The sequence below is a fragment of the Streptomyces sp. NPDC029152 genome (genome assembly GCF_055564355.1).
In genome coordinates, this window is sequence record NZ_JBVHWR010000002.1 from 328,752 (window position 1) to 354,477 (window position 25,726).

Genomic DNA, 25,726 nt, shown 5'->3' on the forward strand with positions numbered 1-25,726 from the left:
CCGGGCTGTGCGGTGGTCGGTCCACGTCCGCGCCGAGAGGGGCGGAACGTGATGTCCGATTTCCGCAAGCGTCGCAGTGCCGAGGCGGACACAGTGGACCAGCGGTGCCTTCCGGACGTCCCCGAGGGCCTGTCCGCGATCCGTTGCCGAAAGAAGGAAAACAACCGCATGCACCGCACGATCGAACCGAGGGTGTTGTACTTCGGCACTCCCGTGGTCCTGGTGAGCACGTGCAACGAGGACGGCTCCGCCAATCTCGCGCCGATGTCGTCCGCCTGGTGGGTGGGGCGGTCGTGCATGCTCGGCCTGGACCAGACGTCCAGGACGACCGAGAACCTGACCCGCACCGGAGAGTGCGTGCTCAATCTGGCCTCGTCCGCGTTGGCCGGCGCGGTCGACCGCATGGCTCTGCTGACCGGTAGTCCGGTCGTGCCCGGACACAAGGTGCGCAAGGGCTATCGGTACGAGCCCGACAAGTTCGCCGCGGCAGGACTGTCACCGGTGCCCTCCCAGGTGGTTCGTGCGCCGCGCGTGGCCGAATCCCCTGTCCAGCTCGAAGCCCGGGTGACGCGTACGCATCCCTTCGAGGACGAGGACTCCGGACTCGTGGCCGTCGAGACCCGGATCGTACGGGTGCACGTCGAGGAGGATCTTCTGGTGCCGGAGAACCGGCGTCACATCGACGCCGACCGGTGGGATCCGCTGATCATGAAATTCTGTGAGTTCTACGGCGACGGCCGCAACCTGCGTCCCTCCCGACTCGCCACCGCCTGGGAGATCCTGGGGCCGACCGAAGCAGTGCGCGGCTGAGCCACGGAGCACCTGAAGGACAGAGCGAGTGCCGACGACCGGGACGATCCCGTGAAGCGACCGCGCGGCTCGACCGCACCTGCCGCAGGCAATTCGATCCATCGATGCTGACGGCGGCAACGATGTGTCGACGCGCGGTCCGCCGGAGAACCTGAGCCGCTCCCCCGAGGAACTGGGGCGCGCGGTGCGTACCTCGTTCAGCTGCGACTACCTTGCGGATGCCGGGACGCGCCGGGAGATCCACGAAGGGCTCCAGGTGGTGGAGAACCGGAACTCCGCCGACAAGGGCCTCTTCTACGGCAAGGACGGCGATCTGACCGGCCAGGACAAGGACAGCCAGGAGGTGTCCATGCTGTCCCTCCACCTCCTCCGGTCCGCCTTGGTCCACGTCAACACCCCGCTGCTCCGGCAGATCCTTGCTGACCCGGAGTGGGCCGACCGGCTCACCGGCGCCGCCCGGCGGGCGCTGTCCCCGCTGTTCTGAACCCACGTGAACCCCTACGGCCGGTTCGAGTTCGACATGGACAACCGGCTCGACCTCACCCCAGTGGCCACGCTGCCCGGCCCGCGCAGCGTGCCAGGCGCGCAGGCCGGGCAGCCGGCACCGGACCGTACGCCCGATCAGCATCATGAGGGAGGACGGGGGCGGCCCGGCGGAGGTACTCGCCGAGGGAAGAAGAGCTACTCGTTGCGCAGCACCTGGGCGATAGTGAGCCGCGCTGCCGACCTCGCCGGGATCAGCGCACCGAGGACGGCGATCGTCACGCCCGCCAGAACGAGGGCGGCCAGCTGTGGCACGTGCCAGACCTGCTTCATGGATTCCGGGAACGAGATCACCCCGACGTGATCCACCACCAGCCGGTGCGCGACGATCCCCAGGGGGATCCCCAGCAACCCGCCGGCCACTCCCAGAGCCGCGACGGATGACACGGCCATCACCATGACCTGCCGCGGCGTCATTCCGATCGACTTGAGCATGCCCAGGTCGCGGCGCCGCTCCCTGATGTTGAGCAGGACGGTGTTGAAGACGCCGAGTGCTGCGACGACGGTCAGCAGCACGGTGAACACCGACGCGAAGCCGACGACGGTCGTGGTGGCGGTGTCGTCCGAGTGCCGCAGTGCGGGACGGAGGGCCGGATCGGCCGCCTTGACCGCTGTGATGTAGCGCTGGGCGTCGGCGCCACGCGCGAGCCGGACCGTGTACTCGGCCGCCTGTGTGGTCGGGTCGAGTCGTGTCAGCGTCTGCCAGTTGGAGTCCAGTGCCTGGGCGTTGCCTTCCATGAGCTCACCCACGATGGTGACGGGCGCCTGCTTGCCGTTCATCTGGATGGTGACCCGGTCGCCTACCGACAACCCGTGCTGGTTGAGGAACGCCGGGCCGGCTGCGGCCTCCCCGGCGCGGGTCGGCCAGTGCCCCTTGACGATCTCGGAGGCGAGGTCCTGGGTGTCCCCGCGGTAGAAGTTCGCGAATACGGTCTGCGTGTATCCGGCGAGGCCCACCTTGGTGAGCGCGCGAGCGGTCACCTGGTCCGCGCCGGGCAGGGAGCGCAGTCGTTGTTCGGCCTGCCGGTCGCCCGGTTCCGGAGCGTTCCGGCCACGCGCGGGCACGTCTGCCTGCACATCGACCCGGTCGGAACCGTCGCCCTTGCCGGCGTTCCCGTAGGCGACCATGGTGCTGGCCAGACCGGTGGTCAGGGTCACGGTGGTGACCCCGAGGACGATGGCCGCCATGGTCAGCAGGGAGCGGCCCGGCCGGGCGAACGGCTGGCCCAGCCCCAGGCTCACGGCACGCGGTAGCCGGGTTCCGCTGAGTCGGCGCTGGATGCTCAGTCCGCGTCCGGTCCGTGGTGTGCTGCCTGCCGTGATCGCCTGGGCCGCGGACAGTCGGTGTGCGCGCACGGCGGGGACCAGGGCGGCAACGACGACGAGGGTGGGCATGCCCACCAGGCATGCGGCGGACGGCCACCAACTGATACCGATGGAGGCGCTGCCCGTTTCGATGCCGGAGAAGGCCACCTTCAGGATGGGGCTGGCCACCGCGTTGCCGATCAGGGTGCCGATGGCGCAGCCGATGACCGCGGGGACGGAGACCATCGTCAGGTAGACCGCCACCACCTGGTTCGGGGTGAAGCCCAGCGACTTGAGTACGCCGATGTGCCGGTGCCCGGAGACGACTGCCCCGCTGACGACATTCCCGACGATCAGCACGGAGACCAGAAGGCCGAGGACGCCGAAGAGCGTCATGAACGGCAGGTACGCATCGGCCTGTGCGGAGAAGGCCCGCTTGAGGGTGAGGTAGGACTGCGTGGTGGTCAGCGAACCGGCGGGCAATTCGGCGGTGGCTGTGGTGAGGCCGGTACGCAGCTCCTGGTCGGTCGCGGCGTTCGTGAAGCGGTACAGCATCTGGACGGTCACCGGGTGCAGTTGGGCCATCTGCTCGGGTGAGACCCAGGCCCCGGCCGACTTGCTCATGCTGGTGGCGAACCCGACGACGGTGAGGGCCGGGGCGCCGCGCGCCTTGAGCCTGGTGCCGAGCCGGTCAGGGCCGGGCGTGCCGTCGACGGGCCAGTTGACGACGATTTCACCGGGAGCGGTGGCCCAGCGGCCTTCGAGGAGACGGATGCGGTCCACCGGGCCGTCCGGGTCGGCCCGGCCCACGACGGCGAGAGAACCGGCCGACATCCACAGCCAGTCGTGGGGCATCTCCAGGACGGCTTGTCCGAAGGGTCCGGCGGCGGCCTCGACGCCGGGGCGGCGGGCCGTCTGCGCCAGCTGCGCACGCGAGGCCTTCTCCAGGTCGAACGCCGCCACCGTGTGGGCGCCGCGCTGCTGGTCGAAGGCTTTGTCGAAGGGGGCTGAGGCTGCGGTGAGCAGCCCCAGCCCGAGCAGGACGGTCGTGGTGGAGCACAGGACCACGAGCCCGATGACGATCGTCTGGAGCCTGCGGCGTTCGACGGCCGCCCGCGAGGCCCTCCACACGGCGCTCATGCGGTCGGCTCCAGCGTGCTCTCGCGGGCCACTCGGCCGTCGGCGACCTCGATCAGGCGGCTGGCGCAGCGGGTGGCCAGATGCGGGTCGTGCGTGACGATCAGCAAGGTCTGCCCGATCTGGTTGAGGTCGATCAGCAGGTCCATGACCTGCTCTCCCGAGCGGCTGTCCAGCGCGCCCGTCGGCTCGTCGGCCAGCAGCAGGGCCGGACGGTTCATCAGCGCCCTGGCCACGGCCACTCGTTGACGCTCGCCTCCGCTCAATGCGGCCGGGTAGGTGTCCTTGCGGTCGGCGATGCCCAGTTCGCCGAGGAGTTCCAGCGCGCGGCGGCGGGCCTGCCGGGCGGACGTGCCGGTCAGCTGAGCGGCCAGCGCGACGTTGTCCAGGGCGGGCAGGTCGTCGATCAGATTGAAGAACTGGAAGATCATGCCGATGTGTCGCCGCCGGAACAGCGCCAGCCCCGTCTCGTTCAGCTTTCCCAGGTCCTGGCCGTGGACCTGCACCGTTCCCGACGTCGGGCGGTCCAGACCGGCAACCATGTTGAGCAGCGTGGACTTGCCGCACCCGGAGGGCCCCATCACCGCGACCGCTTCCCCGGCGCGGATATCCAGGCAGACGCCGTCCAGGGCCTTCGCGTCGCCGTACTCCTTGTGGACATCGTCCAGCCGGACGACGACCTGCTGGGAGCTGTCCAGATCAGTTGTCATGGCATGAACCTAGAAGCGGCGCGACGGGTATGACGTCCCCCGCCGGATGTAACCGGCCCCGCAGGTCATCCTGGGGATGTAGGGAAACTGGATCCGGAGCATGAGGCGTATGGGCATGCCGAGCTGCGAGGCTTGTGCGGGTGGGGAGTTCAGGGTTGATCTGGCTGGGCGCGGCATTGGTGGCGGCGTACGCCGCAGTTGTCGTTCTGGGTGCGGCGCTCATCCGGGCGCGGCGGCGATACCGAGCAGGCATGGAAGAGCGCGGCTGGCTGCTTGAGCGGGAGCGCGAGAGTGCGGCGCGGACCGCGGTCGAGACCGAGCGGGCCAGGATCGCGGCCGAACTCCACGACATCGTCAGTCATAACGTGAGCCTCATGGTCGTCCAGGCCGGGGCCGCCCGCGAGGTGCTGGCCACCCTGCCCGACGAGGCCGAGGCCGCGATGAGCGCCGTGGAGAGCGCAGGGCGGACCGCCATGACCGAGCTACGGCACCTGCTCGGCCTGCTCGCCCCCGCACAAGGCGGCGACGACGAACCACCCCACGGTCAGGACCTGGCACCCCAGCCCAGCCTGAGCCGACTCAGCCCGCTGATCGACCGGATCGCCTTCGCCGGCCTGCCCGTGGAGGTGCGGATCTCCGGGGAGCCCCGGCCGCTGCCGACCGGGATCGATGTCACCGCCTACCGGATCATCCAGGAGGCGCTGACCAACGCCCTCAAACACGGCGGCGGAGTGAAAGCCGAGGTGACGGTGCGGTACGCGGAGCACTACCTGCGCGTCGAAGTCCTGAACAGCGGACCAAGCGTCCTGACCGGCGACGCTGCCGGGCCTCGCAGCCGTCCGGCTGCAGGCCAGGCCCGCGGAGCGGGGCGGGGACTGCTCGGCCTGCGCGAGCGGGTCGCCGTCTACGGCGGCGACCTGGACGCCCGGCGCCGTCTGGGCGGTGGCTACCGTGTCCGCGCCCGGATCCCACTGGACCGGCCATGACCACACCGACCACACCGACCGACCCCGCCCCCCGCGTCGTGATAGCCGACGACCAGGAGCTGGTCCGCACCGGTTTCCGCCTGATCCTGACCGCACGCGGCATCAACGTGGCCGGCGAAGCCGCGGACGGAGCCGAGGCCGTCAAAGCCGTCCGCCGCCTACGTCCCGACGTCGTCCTCATGGACATCCGCATGCCGAACATGGACGGCCTGGAAGCCGCCCGCCAGATCCTCGCGCAGGTCCCGGACTGTCGAGTGATCATGCTGACCACCTTCGACCTCGACTCCTACGTCTACGCCGCCCTCGCCGCCGGCGCCAGCGGCTTCCTCCTCAAGGACGTCACGCCCGCACACCTGGCAGCCGCCGTACGCCTCGTCGACACCGGTGACGCACTGCTCGCCCCCTCGATCACCCGCCGCCTGGTGGAACGCTACGCCTCCAGTGCCGCACGGACCGCTCCGACCTCGACACTCCCCGCCGTCCACCGCGACCTTGCTGTACTGACACCACGCGAACGCGAGGTGCTGACACTCATGGGCAAGGGCCTGTCCAACGCCGAACTCGCCCAGGAACTGACACTGAGCGAAGCGACGGTGAAAACCCACGTGGCCCGGATCTTCGCCAAGCTGGCCCTGCGGGACCGGGCCCAGGCCGTCGTTCTCGCCTACGAGACGGGACTCGTCGCACCCGGCGAATCCGCGCCATCCGCTGACCTCGATCGCCAGGCCGTTTTCACCCCCGGTCGGTTCCGCTCTGGCGCTTGATGCTCGACCGTGCCGTCGGCGTGGACAGGGCAATGGCGTCAGGCCGGCCAGGATGCTCTCGATCCACCGGAGGAGTTCTCACAGACGTTCCTTTGCCGGAGCAAGATCGACAACGGGCCGTCGGACCCCCGCTGATCTTGGTTCGGTTCTCATGACCTGCTCTCGCTCAAAAGCGGGGCGGACCCTGTTCTGAGAGTTGCGCCACGCGAGTAACCAGGCCCATGACGGGCCCTCGGCAGACTTCCCCGGCCGACCGGTCGGACGCGGGCGACGTCGAACAGCACGCCTGTCCGAAGTGTGGCGCACAGCCCGGCCCGCCCTGCCGCTCGCGCGGCGGCGCGGTCGCCTCCGCCTGCCACACCCGCCGCTTCACGACGGCCCCCCGGCTGAAGAAGGTGCTGCGGGTGCTGGCCCCGGCGGACAGGGGACCGGGCCGGCCGTGACGGCCGGGCCCCCGCCCTCGGCGCCGGTCGACCCGGACCTGCCGAGCGCGGACATCCGCTTCGGCTGCGCCAGATGCTCGACCCTCGGCCAGGAACTCGACTCCCAGCTCGACGCACTCGGCAAGCACGGCATCCCGAGGGACAAGATCTTCAGCGAGAAGACCGGCACCCGGGTGCGGGTCCGCCCCCGGTTCGAGGAGGCGCTGAGGACGGCGCGGGAGGTCAAGGCGCGCGCCCCGCACTGCCGGGTCATCTTCACGGTGTACGAGATGAAACGGCTCGGGCGCGACGCCGCCGAGCTGACCACGCTCGCCGACCGACTCACCGCCCACGGCCTGGTCCTGGAGATGCCCGCCGGTCCCTTGCCCGGCATCTACGGCCCCACCGGCCCGGGGAGGCTGCTGTTCGCGTTCTTCGCGGCGTTGGCGGAGACCGAGCGGGAGGACACCCGGGAGTCGTCCCCGGAGGGACTCGACACCGCGGCCCGCAAGGGCGGGCACGGCGGCCGACCACCAGTCATCACCGACGACATGCTGTACACCGTGCTGCGGCGCCGGGCAGGCGGCGAGTCCGTCGAGCGGATCCAGCCCGACCTGATCACCCCCACCGGCAAGCGCAAGGGACAGGATCCCTCCGTCGCCGGCATCTACCGGGCGCTCGCCGAGCACGCCAAGCGCGAGACGTACCCCGAAGCTGTCGAACGAGCCCACGCCGACTTCGCCGCCCTTCAGGCCGGCGAACTTCCCGGACCTCGCACTGCTCATCCTGACCGAGCGACACTCTGACTACAGAGAACTGCTTGTCCGATGGCGGCAGCTGTACGAGAACGGGGCCACCACGGCCGGGGTGCGGCCGACAGCGATCGGACCCGGGACGCGGTCTCGTCACCCGCACGATGAGGCCGCCGCCGGGCCGATCACCACCGGGTCGGTCCGGCGGCGGTGGACGCCGGGATCCGCGCCGGACGCGGATCCCGCTGGAGTGAGGGAAGGGTCAGGTGCCACCAGTCGGCGAGGCGGCGGGTGAGGGCGTCCGGCCCTTCCAGCGCCTCGGTGAGGGCGCAGAAGCCGAAGAAGGCGCGGACCAGGGTGCGGGCGGTGGGAGCAGGGCGGACGTGGGCGGCCAGTTGACCCTCGTTGCGGGCCTGGGCGAGCAGCCGCGTGGCCGCGGCCGTCCAGAGGACGAAGGGGTCGGGAAGCCGCACGTTGATGGTGTTGCGCTCCGCCCACAGGCGGGCGCCCGCGCGGGTCAGGGGGTCCTCGGAGAGGGCGCGGGCGATCTCGTAGCTCAGGTCGACGAGGCGGTCGAGCGGCGGCACGGTCCGGTCGTCGTACCGCGCGGCGAGGCCGGGCCAGGTGGCGAAGCCGTCGCGGACGACGGCGAGGGCGATGCCCTCCTTGTTGGTGTAGTGGAAGTAGACGGAGCCGCTGGTCCGTCCGGACCGGGCGCATATCTCGTTGACGCTGGTCCCCGCGTATCCCTGCCGGGCGAAGAGCCAGGCGGCCGCTTCCAGGAGTGATCTGCGGGTTTCTCTGGCCCGTTCCTGCACGGTCCCGTGCCCCTCGGCTCGTTGTGGGATGAACGACGGAAAATGTAGTGCGCCCGCGTACGCCTGGAGCAAACAGACGTCAACCGCGCGCCGTTACTGCACGTTCTTTCGAATGCGCACGCGCGCGAGTGGCAAGTGACTCTTCAGGGCTGATTCCCGCTCCGTCGGACGACGGCATCCTTGCACGTCGGTGGAGTGCGCGCGCCGCCGGGGACTGTGCCAAGTCCCTTTTTCCCGAGAGGCGTTGACGGGCCCGGAAACGCGGATCCGGTCTCAACGCCAAGGGTCGCGTACACCCTTTCCGTGTCGTGGTCGAGCACTCGAAATGGTGATTGCGCTGCCTTTCGGGACAGAAATAACGTAGCCGTCGCAATGTTTTTCTTTTGTGGCTGATGCCCCGAAATGCGAATCGTTCCGTTCGAAGGGATCGACGACGGAACGGCGACGGCCCTGGAGGCCCGTCCCGGGGGCCGCAGCACTTCGCTCCGCGGTTCCGCGACGCGCGTGACCGCTCGCCCCCCAGGAGGCCACCGTGGCACCGACGTCACGTTTTCTCCCGAACTGGTTCCCCGAGGCCATCGTCTTCGACTGCGACGGGACCCTGATGGACACCGAGCGTCATTGGCAGGACGCCCGCAACCGAGCCTTCCGCGAGTTCGGACTGCTGCCGCCGCCGGGCTTCGCGGAACGCGCCAAGGGCGTGCACTACGTCGACTGCGGGCGCCTCATGGCCCAGGAGACGAACAAGCCCGAACTGGCCACGGAGCTGACGGCGGCGCTCCTCGGGCACTTCCTGTCCCTCGTCGCGGAAGACCCGCTGACCATGCCGGGCGCCGCCGAGTTCGTAAGGCTGTGCGCCCGTCGTGTTCCGCTGGCGGTGGCCAGCAACTGCCCGCTGGAGGTGGTGGACGAGAGCCTCGGCCGCGCCGGACTGCGCCGGTACTTCCGCCACGTCGTCGTGCCCACGGTGATGCCGGGCGAGCCCGGCGCGGAGGAGGCGGCGAAGGCGCTGGCGCAGGGTGAGGACAGCCGGGTGGTGCGGCCCAAACCGTGGCCCGACGTCTACAGCACGGCGGCGCGCCTGTGCGGCGTCCCTCCAGCGGCCGCCCTCGCCGTCGAGGACTCCCTCACCGGGATCGAGTCGGCGTGGCGCGCGGGTCTGCGGGTGATCGGGGTGGGGCCGCTGCCGAACGGCGGTGACAGCGGGCACGCCGACGTCTGGATCACGGGGCTGGACACCGGGGAGGTGCTGGCGTGGGCGCGGGAGGGGGCGCCGGCCCGGGCCCGGGGCGCCGAACGCGCCGACGAGGACCCCACGCCGACGTAGGGGGCGTCCCGCACCGCAGGGCGAGGCGCCGATCATGGTGGGTGCCGACAGCGGAGACAGCGGAGAACCCCACGTGACGACCGTCGCCCTGATCAACCCCAACACCTCGCAGGCCACCACCCGGATGATGGCCTCCATCGCCCGGCGGACCCTCCGCCCCGACGAGGGATACGAGGTCCTCGGCGTCACCGTGGCCGAGGGGCCGCCGATGCTGGTCGCCGAGGACGCGCTGCTCGCCTCGGCACCTCGCGTCCTCGCCGCGGCGCGGGGCGTTCTCGACGGGCCGGCGGGCGGGCGCGTACGGGCCTTCGTGGTCGGGGCGTTCGGGGACCCCGGGGTCGAGGAACTGCGCGCGTGGGCCGGTGTTCCCGTCGTGGGGATCGCCGAGGCCGCCATGGCCGAGGCCGCGGCGGACGGCCGCCGGTTCGGCATCGCCACGACCACCCCCGGTCTGGCCGCCGCCATCGCCGCGCGGGTCGACCGGCTGGGGTGGTCCGACCGGTACACCGGTCTCCGGCTCACCCCCGGCGACCCCCTGCGCCTGGCCGCGTACCCGGACGTCATGCGGGAGCGGCTGGCCGAGGCGGTCGGCGCCTGCGTGACCGAGGACGGCGCCGAGGCCGTCGTCATCGGAGGGGGACCGCTGGGCGAGGCGGCCGAGGCGCTGCGGCACCGCTTCCCCGTCCCGGTCGTCGGCCCGGTCCCGGCCGCCTGCCGGGCGGTACGGGGGATGCTGAGGTGAACCCCCGTCGTCGGAGGGTCGGGAACACCGAAACGGGCGCCCGTCCCGCGCAGACGGCGGGTCGGTGAGTGCCGCACCCCCCGTGCTTCCGTCCACGCCGTCCCGGTCGTCGTGGCATCGTGGTGGGCATGGCGACCGGGCTGGACGTGGCCGTGCTGATCGGCCTGCAGGCGTCGGGCAAGTCCACTTTCTACGCGCGCTGCCTGTCGGGGCGGTACGCGCTGGTGAGCAAGGACCTGTTCCCGCCGCGAGCGAGGAACAAGCAGCGGCGGCAGATGCGGTTGCTGGCGGAACACCTCGCGGCCGCCCGGCCGGTGGCGGTGGACAACACCAATCCGTCACCGGCCGAGTGGGCCCCGCTGGTGGAGGCGGCCCACGCACGGGGGGTGACGGCGACGGCGTACTGGTTCCCTCCGGACGTGGCGGGCTCACTGCGCCGCAACGCCGCCCGCGAGGGCCGTGAGCGTGTCCCGGACGTCGGCGTCCTGGCGACGGCGAAACGCCTGCGGGAGCCGACCGCGGCGGACGGGTTCGACGCGGTCCGCGAGGTGAGGTTCGACGGCTGCGGCGGCTTCGCGGTACGGGGGTGAGGCGGCCGGGATCGCGTGCGCGCGGGCTCCACGGCTGGTGCTGGACGAGGGATGCGTGTGCCGTCGGAGCAGCCGTCGGGCTCGTCCTGGCCGGGTGGCGATGGACATGCCCGAGCCCGGAAGCAAGAAGTACGACACCCGGCGTGCGAAGGCGCGGAAGGCTCCGGCGGCAACGACCAGGACGCCGACGAAGCCGCTGACGGGACCCCGCAGAGGGATCCGGGACCCACGACGTGGGAATCCGGGACCCACGACGTGGGACTCCGGTCCGAAACGGACCGACGCGGCTCGTTCCGCAGCCCGTCGCGGCAGCGGTCACCCCCTGGTCCCACGGACCGGACGCGGCAAGGACCGGGGGGACGGCACACTGCCGCGCAGCCGGGACGTCCACCGGGCGGCTCGGGCGCTTCTTGACCGGCCCCGGACCGTGTCCGTCGTGGTCCGGGCAGCAGGCGGTGCCCTCTTCCGCCAGGTGACTCGGCCGCTCGGAACGGCGACTGCTCCCATCGGGTGCCTGTCAGGTCGAAAGAGATGCCGGCGCGACCGGCTCCAGCGGAGGGCGGAAGGGTGCCGTACCCCCGGCTTCCGCGGCGCGTCCTGGGGCTGGGCCGCGCGCCGACCGGTTCGCGTCGGCGTAACGTCCTCGTACGGGCGGCTCTACGCTCGGGTAGTCGGCTTCCCCGTTCACCGAGGAGGTGTCCCGTGGTCAGCGCAGGTGATCCATCCTCCGCGGACGAATCGGTGGAAATCGCTTTCGCCGACACGGTCCGCCGGACCGGCGCTTCCGTCGGCGCTCTGTTCCTCCTGCAAGCGGACCGTCGGCTGCTACGTCTGCAGCTGCTGAGCGGGGCCCCGGCCGAGTTCGCCGCCCCCTGGTCGCGGGTGCCGCTGACCGCGTCGGCACCGGTGGCCGACGCGGTCCGCGAGGAACGTCTGGTGTGGGTGAGCAGTCACGAGCAGATGGCCCGCTTCTATCCGCGCACCGCCATGGCGCTTCCCTACCCGCTGGCCCTGGTCGCCGCTCCGGTCATCGGGATCCGGCCGCACGGGGCGATGCTCTTGATCTGGCCGGCCGGCCGGCCGCCGTACATGACCGCCCGGGAGCGCGGCAACATCGAGTCCAGCTGCCAGCGCCTGGCCCGGCTCCTGGAGGAATCCGCGGCGGGCAGCTCGAGCACGGCCCCGGCCGATGGACCTCGCGTCGTCCCCGTGGGCACCGGCCTACCGTCCATGACACACGAACTGGCCGCGGCGGACCTCGTGGAGCGCCTGCCGGGCGGAAGCTGCTCCGTGGATCTGGAAGGGCGGTTCACGTACGTCAGCTCCGGGGCCTGCGAGCTGCTGGGCCGCCCCGCCGACCAACTGCTGGGCACACTGCCCTGGCAATCCCTGCGCTGGCTCGACGAGCCCACCTACGAGGACCGTTACCGCGCCGCCGTCATCGGCCGCGAACCCGTCGTCTTCTCGGCGTGCCGCCCACCGGACCACTGGCTGGACTTCCACCTGTACCCGGACGCCAGCGGCATCAGCGTGCGCATCGTACGCTCCGGTGCCGGCCCGCCGTCGGCGCCCGCGTCCCCCGGCTCCCCGCGCAGCTCCGCGCCGGCCCGTGCCGGGCAGCTCTACCAGCTCGTACACCTGGCGGCGGGGCTGACGGAGGTGGTCGGCGTCAAGGACGTCATCGACCTGGTCGCCGACCAGGTCATGCCGGCCTTCGGGGCACAGGGCCTGGTGCTGTCCATGGCCGAGGCGGGCCGCCTGCGGATCACGGGTCACCGCGGCTACCCGGCCGGTGCCGTGGAACAACTCGACCACCTGCCCCTCGACACCGCCTTCACGCCGGCCGGGCGTGCCCTCGGGAGCGGTGTCCCCGCCTTCTTCTCGGATCCGGCCGAGATGCGGCGCATCTACCCGGAAGCGCCCGTGGTCAGCGGCAAAGAAGCCTGGGCCTTCCTGCCGCTGATCGTTTCCGGCCGGCCGGTGGGGGTCTGCGTCCTGTCGTACGACAGTCCGCACGTGTTCTCCGCGGCGGACCGTGCCGTGCTGACCTCGCTCGCCGGGCTGATCGCCCAGGCTCTGGACCGTGCCCGCCTCTACGACACGAAGCACGACCTCGCCCACAGCCTCCAGCAGGCGCTCCTGCCCCGTACCCTCCCCGCGCTCACCGGCCTGCAGGTGGTGGCCCGCTATCTTCCCACCACCCGTGGCATGGACATCGGCGGCGACTTCTACGACCTCATCCCGCTCGGGACCGTCGGCGCCGCGGCCGTCATCGGTGACGTCCAGGGACACAACGCCTCCGCGGCCGCCCTCATGGGACAGGTGCGTACGGCAGTGCACGCCCATGCGGCCCTCGGTGCGACCCCGGACGAAGTTCTGACCCGTACCAACCGGCTCCTGACCGATCTGGGTCACGATCTGTTCACCAGCTGCCTCTACGCACAGGTCGACATCGTTCGTGGACAGGTGGCGCTCGCCAGTGCGGGCCACCCGCCACCCGTACTGCGCGACCCTCACGGCGCCGCTTCTCCCGTGAACGTTCTGCCCGGACCTCTCCTGGGCATCGAGCCCGACGCCGTTTTCCCCGTGACCCGAGTCTCCTTCGGCCCGGGAGCCGTGCTGGCCTTCTACACGGACGGCCTGATCGAAGAGCCGGGGGCGGACCTCGACGACTCCATCGCCCGCCTCGCCCGGCAACTCGCCCGCGTCGGCGACCGCCCTTTGGACACGCTCGTCGACGACCTGCTCAGAACGGCTGGTCCCGGCGGGCAGCGCACCGACGACATTGCCGTGCTCCTCCTGCGCCGGGCCCCGTCGGGCTGAGCGGAGGACGCGTTCTCGGCTCAGCCCTGGAGACGGGTGTCCGGTGCCCACGCCCGGCGCCCGCGTCACCGGGGCGGCGCCGCGGCGGCCGCCTCCGCCGGAGACCCGGCGGTGACGGAGGGGGTCGAGAACGGCCGGCTGACGCCACGCATCCGCCGCGTCCTTCCCCCGGCCGGTGCCGCGGAGGCGCACCGTTTGGTGGAAGAACGCCGGATCACCGGCGAGGTTCCGTTCCCCACCGGCAAACGATCAACCCACCCACATCGACGCATCACCTGGAAACGGAGCACCACTCATGCGCGCGACCCTCATGTACGGCGCCGGCGACGTCCGTGTCGAGAACGTCCCCGACCCCGTCATCAAGCACCCCACCGACGCACTGGTCCGCATCACCGCCTCCTGCGTCTGCGGCAGCGACCTGTGGCCGTACGCCTCGATGAAGCCCGAGGACGGACCCGCACGGATGGGCCACGAGTTCATCGGCATCGTCGAGGACACCGGTTCGGAGGTGAGCACCGTCGAGCGCGGCGACCTGGTCGTGGCCCCGTTCGCGATCTCCGACAACACCTGTGAGTTCTGCCGCGAGAGCCTGCACACCTCCTGCTCCCACCCCCAGGCGAACTTCTGGGACGGCGAGGCGGAGGAGGGCGGCCAGGCCGAGGCGGTCCGTGTGCCGCTGGCCGACGGGACCCTCGTCAGGCTGCCCGTCGCCGCGGACTCCGCCCTCGTCCCGTCCCTGCTGACCCTCTCCGACGTCTTCGGCACCGGCTACCACGCCGCCGTGACGGGCGGTGTCAGCGATCGCACCCGCGTCACCGTGATCGGTGACGGCGCCGTCGGCCTGCTCGCAGTCCTGTCGGCCAAGCGCCTGGGAGCGGAACAGATCATCCTCATGGGCCGTCACCCGGCACGCACGGACCTGGGCCGCGAGTTCGGCGCCACCGACGTCGTCTCGGCCCGCGGCGAGGAAGGCATCGAGGCGGTCCGTGGACTGACCGGCGGGCACGGCACGCACGTGGTCCTGGAGGCCGTCGGCAACATGCCCGCCTACCAGCAGGCCCTCGGTGTCGTCCGCCCCGGCGGCGTGATCAGCCGCGTCGGCGTGCCCCAGTACGAGGAGGCACCGATCGGCTTCGGCAGCCTCTTCCGCCACAACATCCGCCTCGCGGGCGGACCCGCACCCGTGCGCGCCTACATCGAGGAACTGATGCCCGCCATCCTCGAGGGCACCATCGAGCCCGGGAAGGTCTTCGACGCCACCACCGACCTCGACGGCGTCCCCGCCGGGTACCGGGACATGGCCGACCGCAAGAGCCTCAAGGTCCTCGTCGAGCCCTGACCCGGGGGCATCCGCAAGGGGTGAGGGGGCGCGGTCCACGACAGCTCCGGATCGACGCCGGGAACGGCGCCTGTGCGCGGTTCTCCCACGAGGACCCCTCGTCGAGAACGGTGACGTCGCCCCCTCGTGCCGCCCTGCCGGTCCGGACCGTCGCTCCGGCGGCTCCGTCCGGACCGTCGCTCCGGCGGCTCCGTCCGTGCTACGGGCCGCTTGCGAGCCGCGGGCGCCCGGTCCGTGCGTCCGCCCGGTTCCTCCTGGCGGGAAGCGGACGTCCCATCGCCAGCCGGGCCACACGCGGCCAGTCGGCCGCCACCCCCTCCGTTCTCGGCCTGCCGGGGCGCCGGTGCGGCACGCGGACCCTGAGGGCTCCAGGCGCACTACGGCACACCACGGGAGACGGCAGGACGACGTGCTCCCCGTCGATGCCGACCGGCATGGTGGCGGTGTCGGTCTCGACGGCGACCTCGCCGGCGCTGAGCCGGACGAGACCCCCCGAACGCGGTCGGCTCGCCAGGCGCGCGGCCTGGACGGTGCTGCCGACCCGGACGCACGCCACACCCAGCAGTCCCGTGTCCAGCCGCTCCCTGCGCCCCGGGTGCGCCGCGTCGACGACGCGTCCGTAGGGGTTGTTGCTGACGAGCAGCGCCTGGAGGCCCGCGAGGCGCCGCCCGTCGGCCGTCATCCGCAGCGCGGGTGCGTTCTCGCCGGTGAGCAGTCCGGGAAGGGTCTGCCAGACCGTACGGGCTTTCGCGGCCCGGTAGGCGGGGTCGGAGACGACGGACGCGTACGTGCCGAACGAGGCGTTGTTGACGAAGACGCGGTCCGCGGCGTATCCGAGGTCGACGCGGATCTCGACACCTCCGGTCAGGGCTTCCAGGGCCCCCACCGGGTCGTCGCGGTCGAGACCGAGGTCGAGGGCGAAGTGGTTGCGGGTGCCGGCCGGAATCACCGCGAAGGGCACGTCGTGGCGGGCGGCGACATCGGCGACCAGCGCCTGGGTGCCGTCGCCGCCCGCCACCGCCAGCAGGTCGGCTCCGTCGGCGACGGCCTGCCGGGCCAGCGTGGTGGCGTCCTGGCCGGGGCCGAGCACGTGCACGCGGCAGCCCGCGGCCCGTGCCTTGTCCACCAGGTGGAACCGGTCCACCTTGCCGCCGCCGGACCGGCGGTTCATGAGCACCCAGGGGTGGCGGGGTGCCACGGCGACCCGTTCGGAGACGGTGGGAGCGGGGGCCTGGGCCGAGCGTGCAGCGGTGACGGCCAGTGCCAGCAGGCCCAGCGACAGCAGGGCGGGGCCCAGCAGGCCGGCCGTGGCGTAGAGCACGAGGACGGCGACCGGTACGGCCACCGACAGCACCGTTCCGACCGCGCGGACGATTCCGGTATGCGCCAGGGTCCACCACACGCCGACGGCTGCGAGCGCGAGTCCCGCGACGCCGATCAGCGCCCACAGCACGCTGCGCAGACCGGCGGCGACGAGTGGTACCAGGACGCCGCCCAGCAGGAGCAGCAGGGCGACGCGGGCGTGCGCGGCACTGCCCTCGCCCCGGACGCCCGCCGCTCGTGGTGCGCTCGGCCCGTCACCTCGTGAGCCCACCTGCCGGCCCTTCTTCCCTGCCCCGTCCCTATCGCGGCCGGCGCTCCCCGGACAGGTCGTACAGATTGCCGTCGCGCTGCACCACGCACAGGGCCCAGATGACGAAACCGGACATGGTGATCATGACGACGGACCACACCGGGTAGTACGGCAGGGAGAGGAAGTTGGCGATGATCACGAGCCCCGCGATGGCGACGCCGGTGACGCGTGCCCACGTCGCCGTCTTGAGCAGCCCGGCACTGACGATCATGGCGAGCACGCCCAGGACGAGGTGGATCCAGCCCCAGCTGGTCAGGTCGAACGCGAAGACGTAGTTGGGCGTGGTGACGAAGACGTCGTCCTCGGCGATGGCCATGATGCCCCGGAACAGAGTGAGCAGACCGGCGAGGAAGAGCATCACGGCGGCGAAAACGGTCAGGCCGGTCGCCCATTCCTGCCTCGCGGTGTGTGCCGGGCGGGTGTGTGTCGCGGTCATCTCGGACCTCGTTTCGTGTGATGCGGGTGTTTCAGTGCGCGGAGGTGCCGGTGCCTACCGTGTCCGTGCGTGCTGCCGGGCCCTGACCGGACAGGACCAGTTCCTTCGCCCTGCGGAACTCCTCTTCCGTGATGGCGCCCCGGTCCCGGATCTCGGAGAGCCGGGCCAACTCGTCGACGCTGCTGGGCCCGCCGGTCGCGGTCTTCCTGATGTAGGCGTTGAACTCCTCCTGCTGGGCACGGGCCCGCGCGGTCTCCCGGCGCCCCATGTTCTTGCCGCGGGCGATCACGTAGACGAACACGCCGAGGAAGGGCAGGAGGATGCAGAACACCAGCCAGCCGGTCTTCGCCCAGCCACTCAGCCCGTCGTCGCGGAAGATGTCGGTGATGATCCGGAAGAGCAGGATGAACCACATGATCCACAGGAAGAGGATCAGCATGGTCCAGAAGGCACCCAGCAGCGGGTAGTCGTACGCCAGGTAGGTCTGTGCGCTCATGTCCGTTCTCCGTCCCGGCAGAGCACGGCCGTCGTGCCGTACCGACTTCAGGGTGGTCACGGAGTCCGCCGTCCGGCATCACCCGGCACGGGTGAGTGTGGTCGCCACCACGGGCGCCCTGCCCGGAAACGCCGCGCTCGTTCACGGGACCGATCGGTGCGTCGACGGACGCCCCGGACCGGCGGCTGCCGCGAGGACCGCCAGGACGATCAGGACGGCCGAGGTGATCCCGAGGACGAGCGCGACGGCGGCGGCCGTGGGGGTGGTTCCAGAGCACCGGAGCCAGCGCTCCCGCCGCTGTCACGACGCCGGTGACCCACGTCCGGTGCTTCGCCGGCAGGCGTCCGGCGGACCCGGTGTCCGCGCCGCCCCGGTGCAGGGCCCGGCCGGGCGGCCGTCGTGCGGAGCCGTGCGGGCCGGAGGGGGCGGTGGGGGCCATCGTCGTTCCTCGCGCGGGTCCGCGGTCAGGCCGTGGCAGCGGGTGCGTCCGGCCTCGGGGGACCTGCCCCGCGGAGTGCGGACCGCAGGCCCAGGGCGACCACCGCCTCGGCCAGGCCGAGCAGGACCAGCCAGAGGCCGAGCAGCCGCGTCAGGGCGCGGGCCGATTCGGCGGGCAGGGCGAGGACCACGATCCCCGCGACGACGGCGAGTACCGCCACCCCCATGACGAGGCCGCGGTGCGGCAGGTTCTCGGCGACGAGGGCGGTGTAGAGGGTGAGGATGCCGGACACCAGCCACACCATGCCGGTGATCAGCGAGAGCGCGGCGACGGTCTGCAGCGGGTTGCGCAGACACAGCACCCCGGCCAGCACGTACAGCAGCAGCCCGGGCAGTCTCTCGTGTCCTTCGCGCGCGAAGACGGCCACGAACCGGAACGCTCCGGTCAGCAGCAGGTACAGGCCGATCAGGACGGCCAGGACATGCAGCGTCGCCTCCGGCCAGACCAGGATCAGGACGCCCGGCACCAGCGTGACGACGGCCGTCCCCATGAGCCAGGTCCAGGAACGGCCCAGACCGGCGAGGGCGTGTGCGGGATCGCCCATCGCTCCGGAGGCCGCCCTGCCGGACTCGTCTCCCCGCCCCTCGGGCTCCAGCGGGTCACGCGGCACGGTCATGGCGCCTCCTCGAGGATCGGCCGGTCGTCGCCGGACCGCCGACGGGACGGTCGGTGAGCGCCGGGACGCGGGTACCCGTCCGTTCCACGGTGGGGGCCGGCATCGAGGGACGGGATCACCCGCCAGGGGTGATCCCGTCGTGCTGCCGGGAGGGTGACGTGGTCGTCGGGAGCGACGGGTCCCCCGGGCCCTGTGTGACGGAGGGACGTCGGGACGAGCGGGAGAACCACGGACGACAGGGACCGGGTTCCGTCCGGACCGGCCCGTGGCCGGCTCCGTTCCCGCCGGGGCGCAGCGCCGCAGGGCCCTGCGGACGGCCTGCCGCTCCGGCCGGATCACGGTCCGGTCCGCGAGGCCGATCCGAGCGCAACGAGCACACCGGCGCACTCCGTCCGCCGGCGTCATTCCGGAAGCTGCCGCATCTCCAGCACACGCAGGCCCAGGGACTGGCAGCGTGCGAGCAGCCCGTACAGCTGAGCCTCGTCGATCACCGTGCCGAACAGGACGGTCTGGCCCGACATCACCACGTGTTCCAGTTCCGGAAACGCTTTGGTCAGCGTCTCCGACAGGTGTCCCTCGACTCGGATCTCGTAGCGCACGAGCGGTCCTTCCACCGACCGGGCTCGGGCCACCGCCCGCGGCTTTGGGACGGACGGTGCTCTCTGCGACGATCGTGCGCCCCGTCGTCCTCCGGTGACCTCACCCGGCACAGGTGACTTCGACCGCGGTGCTCAGTGCGTCAGCGCGATCTTGAGGACGACGATCACCAGACCGAGCAGTACGTTGACCGTCGCGGTGATGGCCATCAGCCGTCGTGAGGCGCCCGCGCGGTGCGCCGCGGCGACGGACCAGCCCACCTGCCCGGCGACGGCGACGGACAACGCCAGCCACAGGGAGCCCTGGACGTCCAGCCCCAGCAGGGGACTGACGGCGATGGCCGCGGCCGGCGGTACGGCGGCCTTGACGATCGGCCACTCGTCACGGCACACGCGCAGGATCACCCGACGGCCGGGGGGATGCCGGGCGAGGCGCGCTCCGAACAGCTCGGCGTGGACGTGGGCGACCCAGAACACCAGGCTGGTGAGCAACAGCAACAGGACCAGCTCGGCACGGGGGAAGGAGCCCAGGGAGCCGGCGCCGATGACGACGGAGGCCGCGAGCATGGAGCCGTAGACGCCGCCGGTGTAGTCCGCGTGGGACCGGCGGTCGGCCCGGCGCTCCCGCCGGGCCGTGGCCCGCCCGGCCCTGTTCGTCCCTCTGGACACCAGCGTCCCCTTCCGGGCTCAGTCCGCCGGCCCGGTCGTCCCCGCCGGAGCGGTGCCGGGGGCGGATTCGGCCGGGCGGCCCGCCCGAGCGGTCGGCAGGTGCGTGGTGACCAGGAAACCGGCGAGCGCGACGCCTCCCGTGGCGAGGATCGCCGCCTTCAGCCCGGCCAGTTGAGCGGAGGCGTAGGACTCGGTGACGGCGTCGACCTCAGCCGGTGGCAGTCCGGCCCGCTCGGCCGCGGAACGCACCTGTTCGGTGGAGACGAAGGTGACGCCGGCCTCCAGGCGGATCCCGACCTGTTCACGGACCGCCGGGGACAGCCGCGGGTCGTCCGCCACCCGGGTGGTGAAGGCGCCTGCCAGCGCGCCGACCAGGATCGAGCCGATGAGGGCGGTGCCCAGCGCCGAGCCGAGGTTCTGGGCCGTGAACTGAAGCCCTCCGGCCTCGCTGCGCTCGTCCTCGCCGACGCCGGACTGGACGATGTTGCCGAGCTGTGAGGCGAGGAGGCCGACGCCGACGCCCAGCACGGCCATCGCTCCGGCGAACTGCGCGTCGTCGATGACCGGGTCGATGGTGGCCAGCAGCCACACGACGGCCGCGGCCAGAATCGTCAGGGCGAGCCGCACCACCCTGCGCGGCCCCACCCTGCGCCCCAGCGAGGACCCGCACAGAGAGGTCACCAGCATGGTGGCCGACACCGGCAGCAGGCGCAGTCCCGTCTCGAAGGCGTCGAAGCCCTGCACCACCTGCAGGTACAGCGGGATGGCGAAGAACAGACCGAGGAGGATGAGGTTCTGGCTCAGCAGCGTCGTCAGGCCGGCCCGGAGCACCGGCCTGCCCAGCAGAGACAGGTGCACCAGAGGGTCCGCGCCCCGGTCCTCGCGCCGCCGCTCCCAGAACCGGAAGACGGCCAGCACACCCATTCCGGCGCCGACGACGAACAGGGTGGGGGAGAAGCCGAGGACGGTGAAAGGCGGATTGCGGGGCTCCACCCAGCCCCAGGTGCTGCTCTGCAGCACCCCGAGCACACCCAGTCCCAGCCCGGCGGCGGAAAGCACCGCGCCCACCGCGTCCAGCCGGGGCCGGGGGCCGGCCGGGGCGGGTGTCGCGATCGCCCGCCGGCACAGCAGCACGGCCACGACCACCAGGACCTCGCCCGCGAAGACCAGCCGCCAGGTGAGGTACGTGGTCATCCAGCCGCCGAGCAGCGGACCGACCGCGATCCCGGCTCCGGCGAGGCCGCCGACGACCGCATAGGCGACGGCCCGGTCCCGTCCGCGGTACGACTCCGCGACCAAGGCCGCCATGGCCGGCAGCACCATGGCCGCCCCGAGCCCTTCGACGACGGACCAGCCCAGCGTCAGCACCCACAGGGAGGGCGCCACGGCGGTCACGGCCGATCCCGTCCCGTACACGGTCAGTCCCGCGAGGAACATGCGGCGCCGCCCCAGGATGTCGCCGAGCCGCCCGCCGATGAGCATGAACGCCGCCATGACCAGCGCGTACAAGGTGATGACGGCCTGGATGGCGGTGACCTCCGTGTCGAAGTCCTCGACCAGCTGACTGATGGACACGTTCATGACGGAGGTGTCCAGAACCATCAGGAACTGGGCCGTCCCGAGGACCACCAGAGCCCGCCAGTGCTTCACGTCGTCCCACCTCGCCCAGTCGACCTCGGTGCACCGGGGCGGAGACGTTCCGGCCGCGAAGCGGCTCCGTGCCGCACCGTTCCCGTCACCGCGTTCCGGCGTACGCTCCTTCCATCGGAACCGAGTGCGGCGCCGCGCGCCTCACCCCCCGCGGGGGAGGTCCGCTCCGGCACGGTCATGGCGTGCTCACGGCGAGCGGGGCCGGAGCGCACGTCCTCCCGGGCGCCCTCTCACAGTTGGCCGAGATCGCGCGCGCGTCGCACCGCGTCGCCGCGCCGGTTCACCGCCAGCTTCCGGTACACGCTCTTGAGGTGGGTCTTGACCGTGTTGACCGACACGTGCAGATCGGCCGCGATCTCCTCCGTGGTCATCACGCGGGCCAGTCGCCGCAGGACGTCACGCTCGCGGCCGCTCAGCTCCACCGCCACCAGGGGCGCGGGACCGGGCGCGGGCCGCGGTGGCTCGCCGTGCCCTCGTGGCCGGCCGGGCAGGAGCCAGCCCTCGGCGAGTTCGCGCAGCGACGCTGCGGCCAGCAGCGGCTTGATCCAGTCCCCTCCCTGGAGGAAGGGACGCCGCAGACGCTCGCGCCGGGCGTCCAGAAGGGCCCGCGCGACGAGTGTGCGGGCGGTGGCCGTGTGTCCCGACTCCTGCGCTGCCCGGGCTCGCACCAGTGCCGCCCCCACGCTCACGGCGGGGCCGGCGCGTCCCTCGGCACGGATGGCGCCGAGCAGTTCGGCCGCTGCCCGAGGACGTCCTGCCGCGACCTGGATCGCCGCCGCTTCCACGGCGCACACCGGTTGGCCGCTGGAGACGCCGTGGAGGAGCCGCACGGCTTCGTCCGGACGTCCGTCGGCCAGACAGGCGGCGGAGCGGACGACCGCCGCGTGACTCTCCGCCCAAGGGGAGGCCACGGCCGTGGACACGGCCTGCTCCGCCGCCTCGACGGCGGCGTGCGTTTCACCGTCGTCGAGGAGGAGGCGCGACATGACGAAGGCCCGCCCCGCCGTCGCCACCGGATCGTGCTCCCGCGCCGGCAGCCGGGCCGTCTCGTCGAGCAGGGCCCGGGCCCGGCCCAGTTCCTGACGGTCCACGGCCACCGCGGCCAGGACCAGCCGGCCGAGGCCCGCGCCGGGAGGCTGGGGCAGACCCGCCCGCTCCGCCTCCGACACCGCGGCCAGAGCCCTGTGCTCCGCGCGGCCGGGCCAGCCGTTCAGGTAGTCGAGCAGGGCCAGGTGCCCCATCGACTCCGCTCGGGGCAGGACGGTGGCGGACCCGCCCGGTACACCGGTCACGCGGGTCAGCACGGAGCGTGCGTCGTCGAAGCGCCCCTCCCACAGCCGGGCCGAACCCACATGGGTCATCAGCAGGGCGGTCAGTTCCGGGTGCTCGTCCAGCAGGCGGTCCGGCAGGGACCGTCGCAGCTCCTCGGCGGCCGCGGCGGCCTGCTCGGCCCTCTTCGGACATCCGGTGAGCCGGGCGGCGAACGCTTCCAGCAGCACGCAGCTCAGCCGGGCCGCCGCCAGGCCGGGGGAGTCCTCGGCGGCGGAGAGCTGCTCCTGCGCCCGTCGCAACCGGGGCAGGCCGTGAGCGAGGTCGCGCCGGGTCAGCGCGCCGGCCGCCCGCACGAGGTCGCTCGCCGGGCTTTCGGCGCCGGGGCCCATGCCGGCGAAGAGCTGGGCCAGAGCGTCCGCGCGCAGGCCCGTGAAGAGTTGGCCGATCGCGAGGTTGTCGACGAGCGCGCCGGCGGCCAGATCGAAGTCGCCGCCGGCGGCGCCATGGGCGAGCGTCTCCGGGAGGAAGCCGGAACGGCGCAGCCAGCGTGCGGCCCGCAGGTGCAGCTCCGGTTCCGCACCGGGCATGCGTTCGCGCAGGTGGGCCCGGAGTATCTCCCGGAACAGCGGGTGCAGCCGGTACCAGGAGTGCCCGAGCCGCTCGATGAACGCGTTCTCCCGGTGCAGCCCGGCGAGGAGGGGTTCGGCGTCGGTCCGCAGGGTCAGGGCGTCCGCCAGGTCCGGGCAGAAGCGGTCCAGGACGCTGACCCGCATCAGTAGGTCCTGCACCTCCTCCGTCCTGCACTTCAGGACCTCGGCCAGCAGGAAGTCCGCGACCGTACTGTGGTCCGCCTCGAACTCCTTCAGATACTGCTCGGGATCGGTGCTCTCCCGGGCCGCCAGGGCGGACAGCCGCAGCCCGGCGGCCCAGCCCCGGGTACGGTCCACCAGGGCGGACGTGGCGCTTGCGGGGAGGCGCAGTCCGTGCAGCCGCAGCAGCGCGTCGGCTTCCTCGGGGGTGAAGGACAGTTCGGCGCCGCGAATCTCGGTCAGCTCGCCGGCGGCACGGTAACGGTGCAGGGGGAGCAGCGGTTCGGTGCGGGTGACGAGGACGAGGCGCAGCCCCTGGCCGGCGTGGTGCAGGACGAACTCCAGTTGTTCCGCGACCTCGGGGGCGGTCATCCGGTCGTACTCGTCGAGCACGAGGACCACGGGCCGGTCGCGGGCGTTCAGTTCGGCGGCGAGCGAGGCCAGCAGCCCGCGTCCCACGCCGCCCGGGTCCGCAGGCGCCCCGACGGCGGTCACCCGTGCCCCGCACACGCGCAGGGACTCGAAGACGTAGGCCCAGAAGACCCCGGGCCGGTGATCCCCGTCCTCGACGGTCAGCCAGGCGACCGGCACCCGCAGACCCGCGGCCCAGTCGGCCGTCAGGAGTGTCTTGCCGGCGCCGGCCGAACCGTCGACCAGCGTCAGCGGAGTGCGCAGGGCGTCATCCAGATGCGCGACGAGCCGCTGTCGCCGCAAGAACGTGGCAGGCCGCGAGGGGAGGGCGAACCGCGTGCGCAGCAACGGGTCGCCCAGCGGGTCGGTGCCCGTATCGGCCGGTATGCGGTTCCTGGCGCCGGTCGCTTCCACGGTCCTCACCGCATCGGACGCGGGCCGTCGTCGTGCACGGGCCGGAACCCGCGGAGCGCGCGCGTGTGAGGGGCGGCCTCCTGCGGATCGCGGTCCTTCCGGGCCGGGCCGGCACCCCGCGGGACCACCGAACCGAAGGTTTCCCGCGGGGAGCAGCCGGTGTGGGAGCCGTCACCGTCGGTCGTCCCCGCACCCGTGCGGGACCGCGGGCCCTGGCCGGTCAGGGAGTGCTCCGGGGGGAACATGACCTGACCGAGGAGGATGCGTGTGTCCGAGCGGGCGATCCAGCGGCACATCGTGACGCCCCTTCCCACGGCGGCGGCGTCCTCGCGGTGACGCGGGCTTCCTCCGCGCCCCCGACTGCCACCAGTATCGCTTCGACGGTCACCGCAGGCACGCGGACAGAGAGCGCGGCGACTTTGTCGCCCCCGGTCATGGTTCCTGAAAGGTGAAGCCGCGGGGGAGGACCCCGAAGCAGCACGACCTGTCCTGCGCGGCGGCGGCCACCCTCCTGCCCGGGCGCCGGTGCGACCGGGACTCGTCCGAGCGGGCGTCCCGCTCGTACCCCCGGCTTCTCGTCCGTGGCGTCGCCGGCCACGCCCGCGGTGACGCCTCCGGGCACCTCGACGTCCCCGCCCACCACAAGCTCGGCACGGACGTCCGTCCGTCCCCGAGCGGTTGCGTCGGCTGTCGTGGACGCGGTGGCGCCCGTCGCGGGCCGTCAGGGCGTTTCCGTCTCGTCGGACTCACGAGGTGGTGCCAAGAAGTCCTCGTAAGCGTCCATTCCGAAGAGCAGCAGGAACATCGCAAGCGGTGTGCAAAGAGCGATCAAGAGCACGGGACCTCCCAGCGAGAGTGGGAAGGAGCTACCTGCTTGAACTCCGCGGCACCATTCAGTGTGCGGCCGTACGGAGTAACGCGCATGTCGGGTGTCAGCCGCTGCGGAGCGTGATCGGTCAGGCCGCCGGGCCCCTGCCCGTGCCGCGGGGCGGCGTCACAGGTGGCGTCGGGGCGGGGCCTCGCGCGACACGGCCCGCCCGGCGCTGCTCCACCTTCCTGCGGCGCAGGGACGGCGCCGGCCCCTGAGGCACCGCCACGGTGACCGCCCCCGCCTTGACCGCCGCCTCGGTGACCGGCCTGGTCGCCTGGTACTCACC

At 72.2% G+C, this 25,726-nt stretch carries 22 protein-coding genes; 11 read left to right on the top strand and 11 right to left on the bottom strand.

Annotated elements, in window-relative coordinates:
* The first annotated feature begins 168 nt into the window (after positions 1-168).
* Positions 169-810 (top strand): flavin reductase family protein, encoded by a 642-nt coding sequence (locus ACZ4V6_RS05375; RefSeq protein ID WP_467823134.1) that lies wholly within the window; start codon positions 169-171, stop codon positions 808-810.
* 124 nt (positions 811-934) lie between these two features.
* Positions 935-1,294, top strand: a complete 360-nt coding sequence (locus ACZ4V6_RS05380) for a Tn3 family transposase (RefSeq protein WP_467822687.1) — start codon at positions 935-937, stop codon at positions 1,292-1,294.
* A gap of 197 nt (positions 1,295-1,491) precedes the next feature.
* Here ACZ4V6_RS05380 and ACZ4V6_RS05385 read toward each other — a convergent pair whose 3' ends face one another.
* Together ACZ4V6_RS05385 and ACZ4V6_RS05390 are read right to left on the bottom strand one after the other, a co-directional pair.
* Positions 1,492-3,798 (bottom strand): ABC transporter permease, encoded by a 2,307-nt coding sequence (locus tag ACZ4V6_RS05385; protein ID WP_467822688.1) that lies wholly within the window; start codon positions 3,796-3,798, stop codon positions 1,492-1,494.
* The gene (locus ACZ4V6_RS05390) at positions 3,795-4,505 is read right to left on the bottom strand and encodes an ABC transporter ATP-binding protein (RefSeq protein ID WP_467822689.1); all 711 of its coding nucleotides are present in this window, start codon (positions 4,503-4,505) and stop codon (positions 3,795-3,797) included. The genes ACZ4V6_RS05385 and ACZ4V6_RS05390 overlap by 4 nt, the downstream gene beginning before the upstream one ends.
* A 251-nt stretch (positions 4,506-4,756) precedes the next feature.
* Between ACZ4V6_RS05390 and ACZ4V6_RS05395 the strand changes: the two genes are divergently transcribed.
* The 4 genes from ACZ4V6_RS05395 to ACZ4V6_RS05410 all read left to right on the top strand — a co-directional run bounded on the left by ACZ4V6_RS05395 (position 4,757) and on the right by ACZ4V6_RS05410 (position 7,483).
* Entirely contained in the window at positions 4,757-5,491 is a 735-nt protein-coding gene (locus tag ACZ4V6_RS05395) for a sensor histidine kinase (protein WP_467822690.1), read from the top strand.
* On the top strand, positions 5,488-6,255 hold the full coding sequence (locus ACZ4V6_RS05400; protein WP_467822692.1) for a response regulator: 768 nt from the start codon (positions 5,488-5,490) through the stop codon (positions 6,253-6,255). The genes ACZ4V6_RS05395 and ACZ4V6_RS05400 overlap by 4 nt, the downstream gene beginning before the upstream one ends.
* Positions 6,256-6,476: 221 nt before the next feature.
* Positions 6,477-6,698: a zinc finger domain-containing protein gene (locus ACZ4V6_RS05405; protein ID WP_467822693.1), complete on the top strand. Its 222-nt coding sequence runs from the start codon at positions 6,477-6,479 to the stop codon at positions 6,696-6,698.
* The gene (locus tag ACZ4V6_RS05410) at positions 6,695-7,483 is read left to right on the top strand and encodes a recombinase family protein (protein ID WP_467822695.1); all 789 of its coding nucleotides are present in this window, start codon (positions 6,695-6,697) and stop codon (positions 7,481-7,483) included. Before ACZ4V6_RS05405 ends, ACZ4V6_RS05410 begins: the two co-directional genes overlap by 4 nt.
* A 131-nt stretch (positions 7,484-7,614) precedes the next feature.
* On the opposite strand, the gene ACZ4V6_RS05415 is transcribed toward ACZ4V6_RS05410, so the two are convergent.
* Complete coding sequence (locus ACZ4V6_RS05415) at positions 7,615-8,247, bottom strand: ScbR family autoregulator-binding transcription factor (protein WP_467822696.1); 633 nt, start codon at positions 8,245-8,247, stop codon at positions 7,615-7,617.
* 532 nt (positions 8,248-8,779) lie between these two features.
* Here ACZ4V6_RS05415 and ACZ4V6_RS05420 point away from each other — a divergent pair.
* The 5 genes from ACZ4V6_RS05420 (at position 8,780) to ACZ4V6_RS05440 (ending at position 15,068) form a co-directional block, all read left to right on the top strand.
* A complete protein-coding gene (locus tag ACZ4V6_RS05420; RefSeq protein WP_467822698.1) occupies positions 8,780-9,574 on the top strand; it encodes an HAD family hydrolase in 795 nt (264 codons plus the stop codon).
* Between the two features lie 73 nt (positions 9,575-9,647).
* A complete protein-coding gene (locus tag ACZ4V6_RS05425) occupies positions 9,648-10,316 on the top strand; it encodes an aspartate/glutamate racemase family protein (protein ID WP_467822699.1) in 669 nt (222 codons plus the stop codon).
* Between the two features lie 128 nt (positions 10,317-10,444).
* Positions 10,445-10,906 carry an AAA family ATPase gene (locus tag ACZ4V6_RS05430; RefSeq protein WP_467822701.1) on the top strand — a complete coding sequence of 154 codons (462 nt, stop codon included), beginning with the start codon at positions 10,445-10,447 and terminating at the stop codon, positions 10,904-10,906.
* A gap of 741 nt (positions 10,907-11,647) precedes the next feature.
* Positions 11,648-13,729, top strand: a complete 2,082-nt coding sequence (locus ACZ4V6_RS05435; RefSeq protein ID WP_467822702.1) for a SpoIIE family protein phosphatase — start codon at positions 11,648-11,650, stop codon at positions 13,727-13,729.
* Positions 13,730-14,024: 295 nt separating this feature from the next.
* A complete protein-coding gene (locus ACZ4V6_RS05440; protein ID WP_467822704.1) occupies positions 14,025-15,068 on the top strand; it encodes a zinc-binding dehydrogenase in 1,044 nt (347 codons plus the stop codon).
* Between the two features lie 199 nt (positions 15,069-15,267).
* Here the strand turns inward: ACZ4V6_RS05440 and ACZ4V6_RS05445 are convergent, their stop codons facing one another.
* From ACZ4V6_RS05445 to ACZ4V6_RS05480, 8 genes are all read right to left on the bottom strand, one after another.
* Positions 15,268-16,662, bottom strand: a complete 1,395-nt coding sequence (locus ACZ4V6_RS05445) for a diacylglycerol/lipid kinase family protein (protein ID WP_467822706.1) — start codon at positions 16,660-16,662, stop codon at positions 15,268-15,270.
* 28 nt (positions 16,663-16,690) lie between these two features.
* Positions 16,691-17,137, bottom strand: a complete 447-nt coding sequence (locus ACZ4V6_RS05450) for a DUF7144 family membrane protein (RefSeq protein WP_467822708.1) — start codon at positions 17,135-17,137, stop codon at positions 16,691-16,693.
* A gap of 31 nt (positions 17,138-17,168) precedes the next feature.
* On the bottom strand, positions 17,169-17,633 hold the full coding sequence (locus tag ACZ4V6_RS05455; protein WP_467822710.1) for an SHOCT domain-containing protein: 465 nt from the start codon (positions 17,631-17,633) through the stop codon (positions 17,169-17,171).
* Positions 17,634-18,097: 464 nt separating this feature from the next.
* Positions 18,098-18,748 carry an HdeD family acid-resistance protein gene (locus ACZ4V6_RS05460; protein WP_467822711.1) on the bottom strand — a complete coding sequence of 217 codons (651 nt, stop codon included), beginning with the start codon at positions 18,746-18,748 and terminating at the stop codon, positions 18,098-18,100.
* Positions 18,749-19,149: 401 nt separating this feature from the next.
* Positions 19,150-19,347 (bottom strand): hypothetical protein, encoded by a 198-nt coding sequence (locus tag ACZ4V6_RS05465; protein WP_467822713.1) that lies wholly within the window; start codon positions 19,345-19,347, stop codon positions 19,150-19,152.
* A gap of 132 nt (positions 19,348-19,479) precedes the next feature.
* Complete coding sequence (locus ACZ4V6_RS05470) at positions 19,480-20,013, bottom strand: hypothetical protein (protein WP_467822715.1); 534 nt, start codon at positions 20,011-20,013, stop codon at positions 19,480-19,482.
* Between the two features lie 18 nt (positions 20,014-20,031).
* Positions 20,032-21,663 carry an MFS transporter gene (locus tag ACZ4V6_RS05475; protein ID WP_467822716.1) on the bottom strand — a complete coding sequence of 544 codons (1,632 nt, stop codon included), beginning with the start codon at positions 21,661-21,663 and terminating at the stop codon, positions 20,032-20,034.
* A gap of 230 nt (positions 21,664-21,893) precedes the next feature.
* A complete protein-coding gene (locus ACZ4V6_RS05480) occupies positions 21,894-24,569 on the bottom strand; it encodes a winged helix-turn-helix domain-containing protein (protein ID WP_467822717.1) in 2,676 nt (891 codons plus the stop codon).
* Positions 24,570-25,726 lie beyond the last annotated feature (1,157 nt).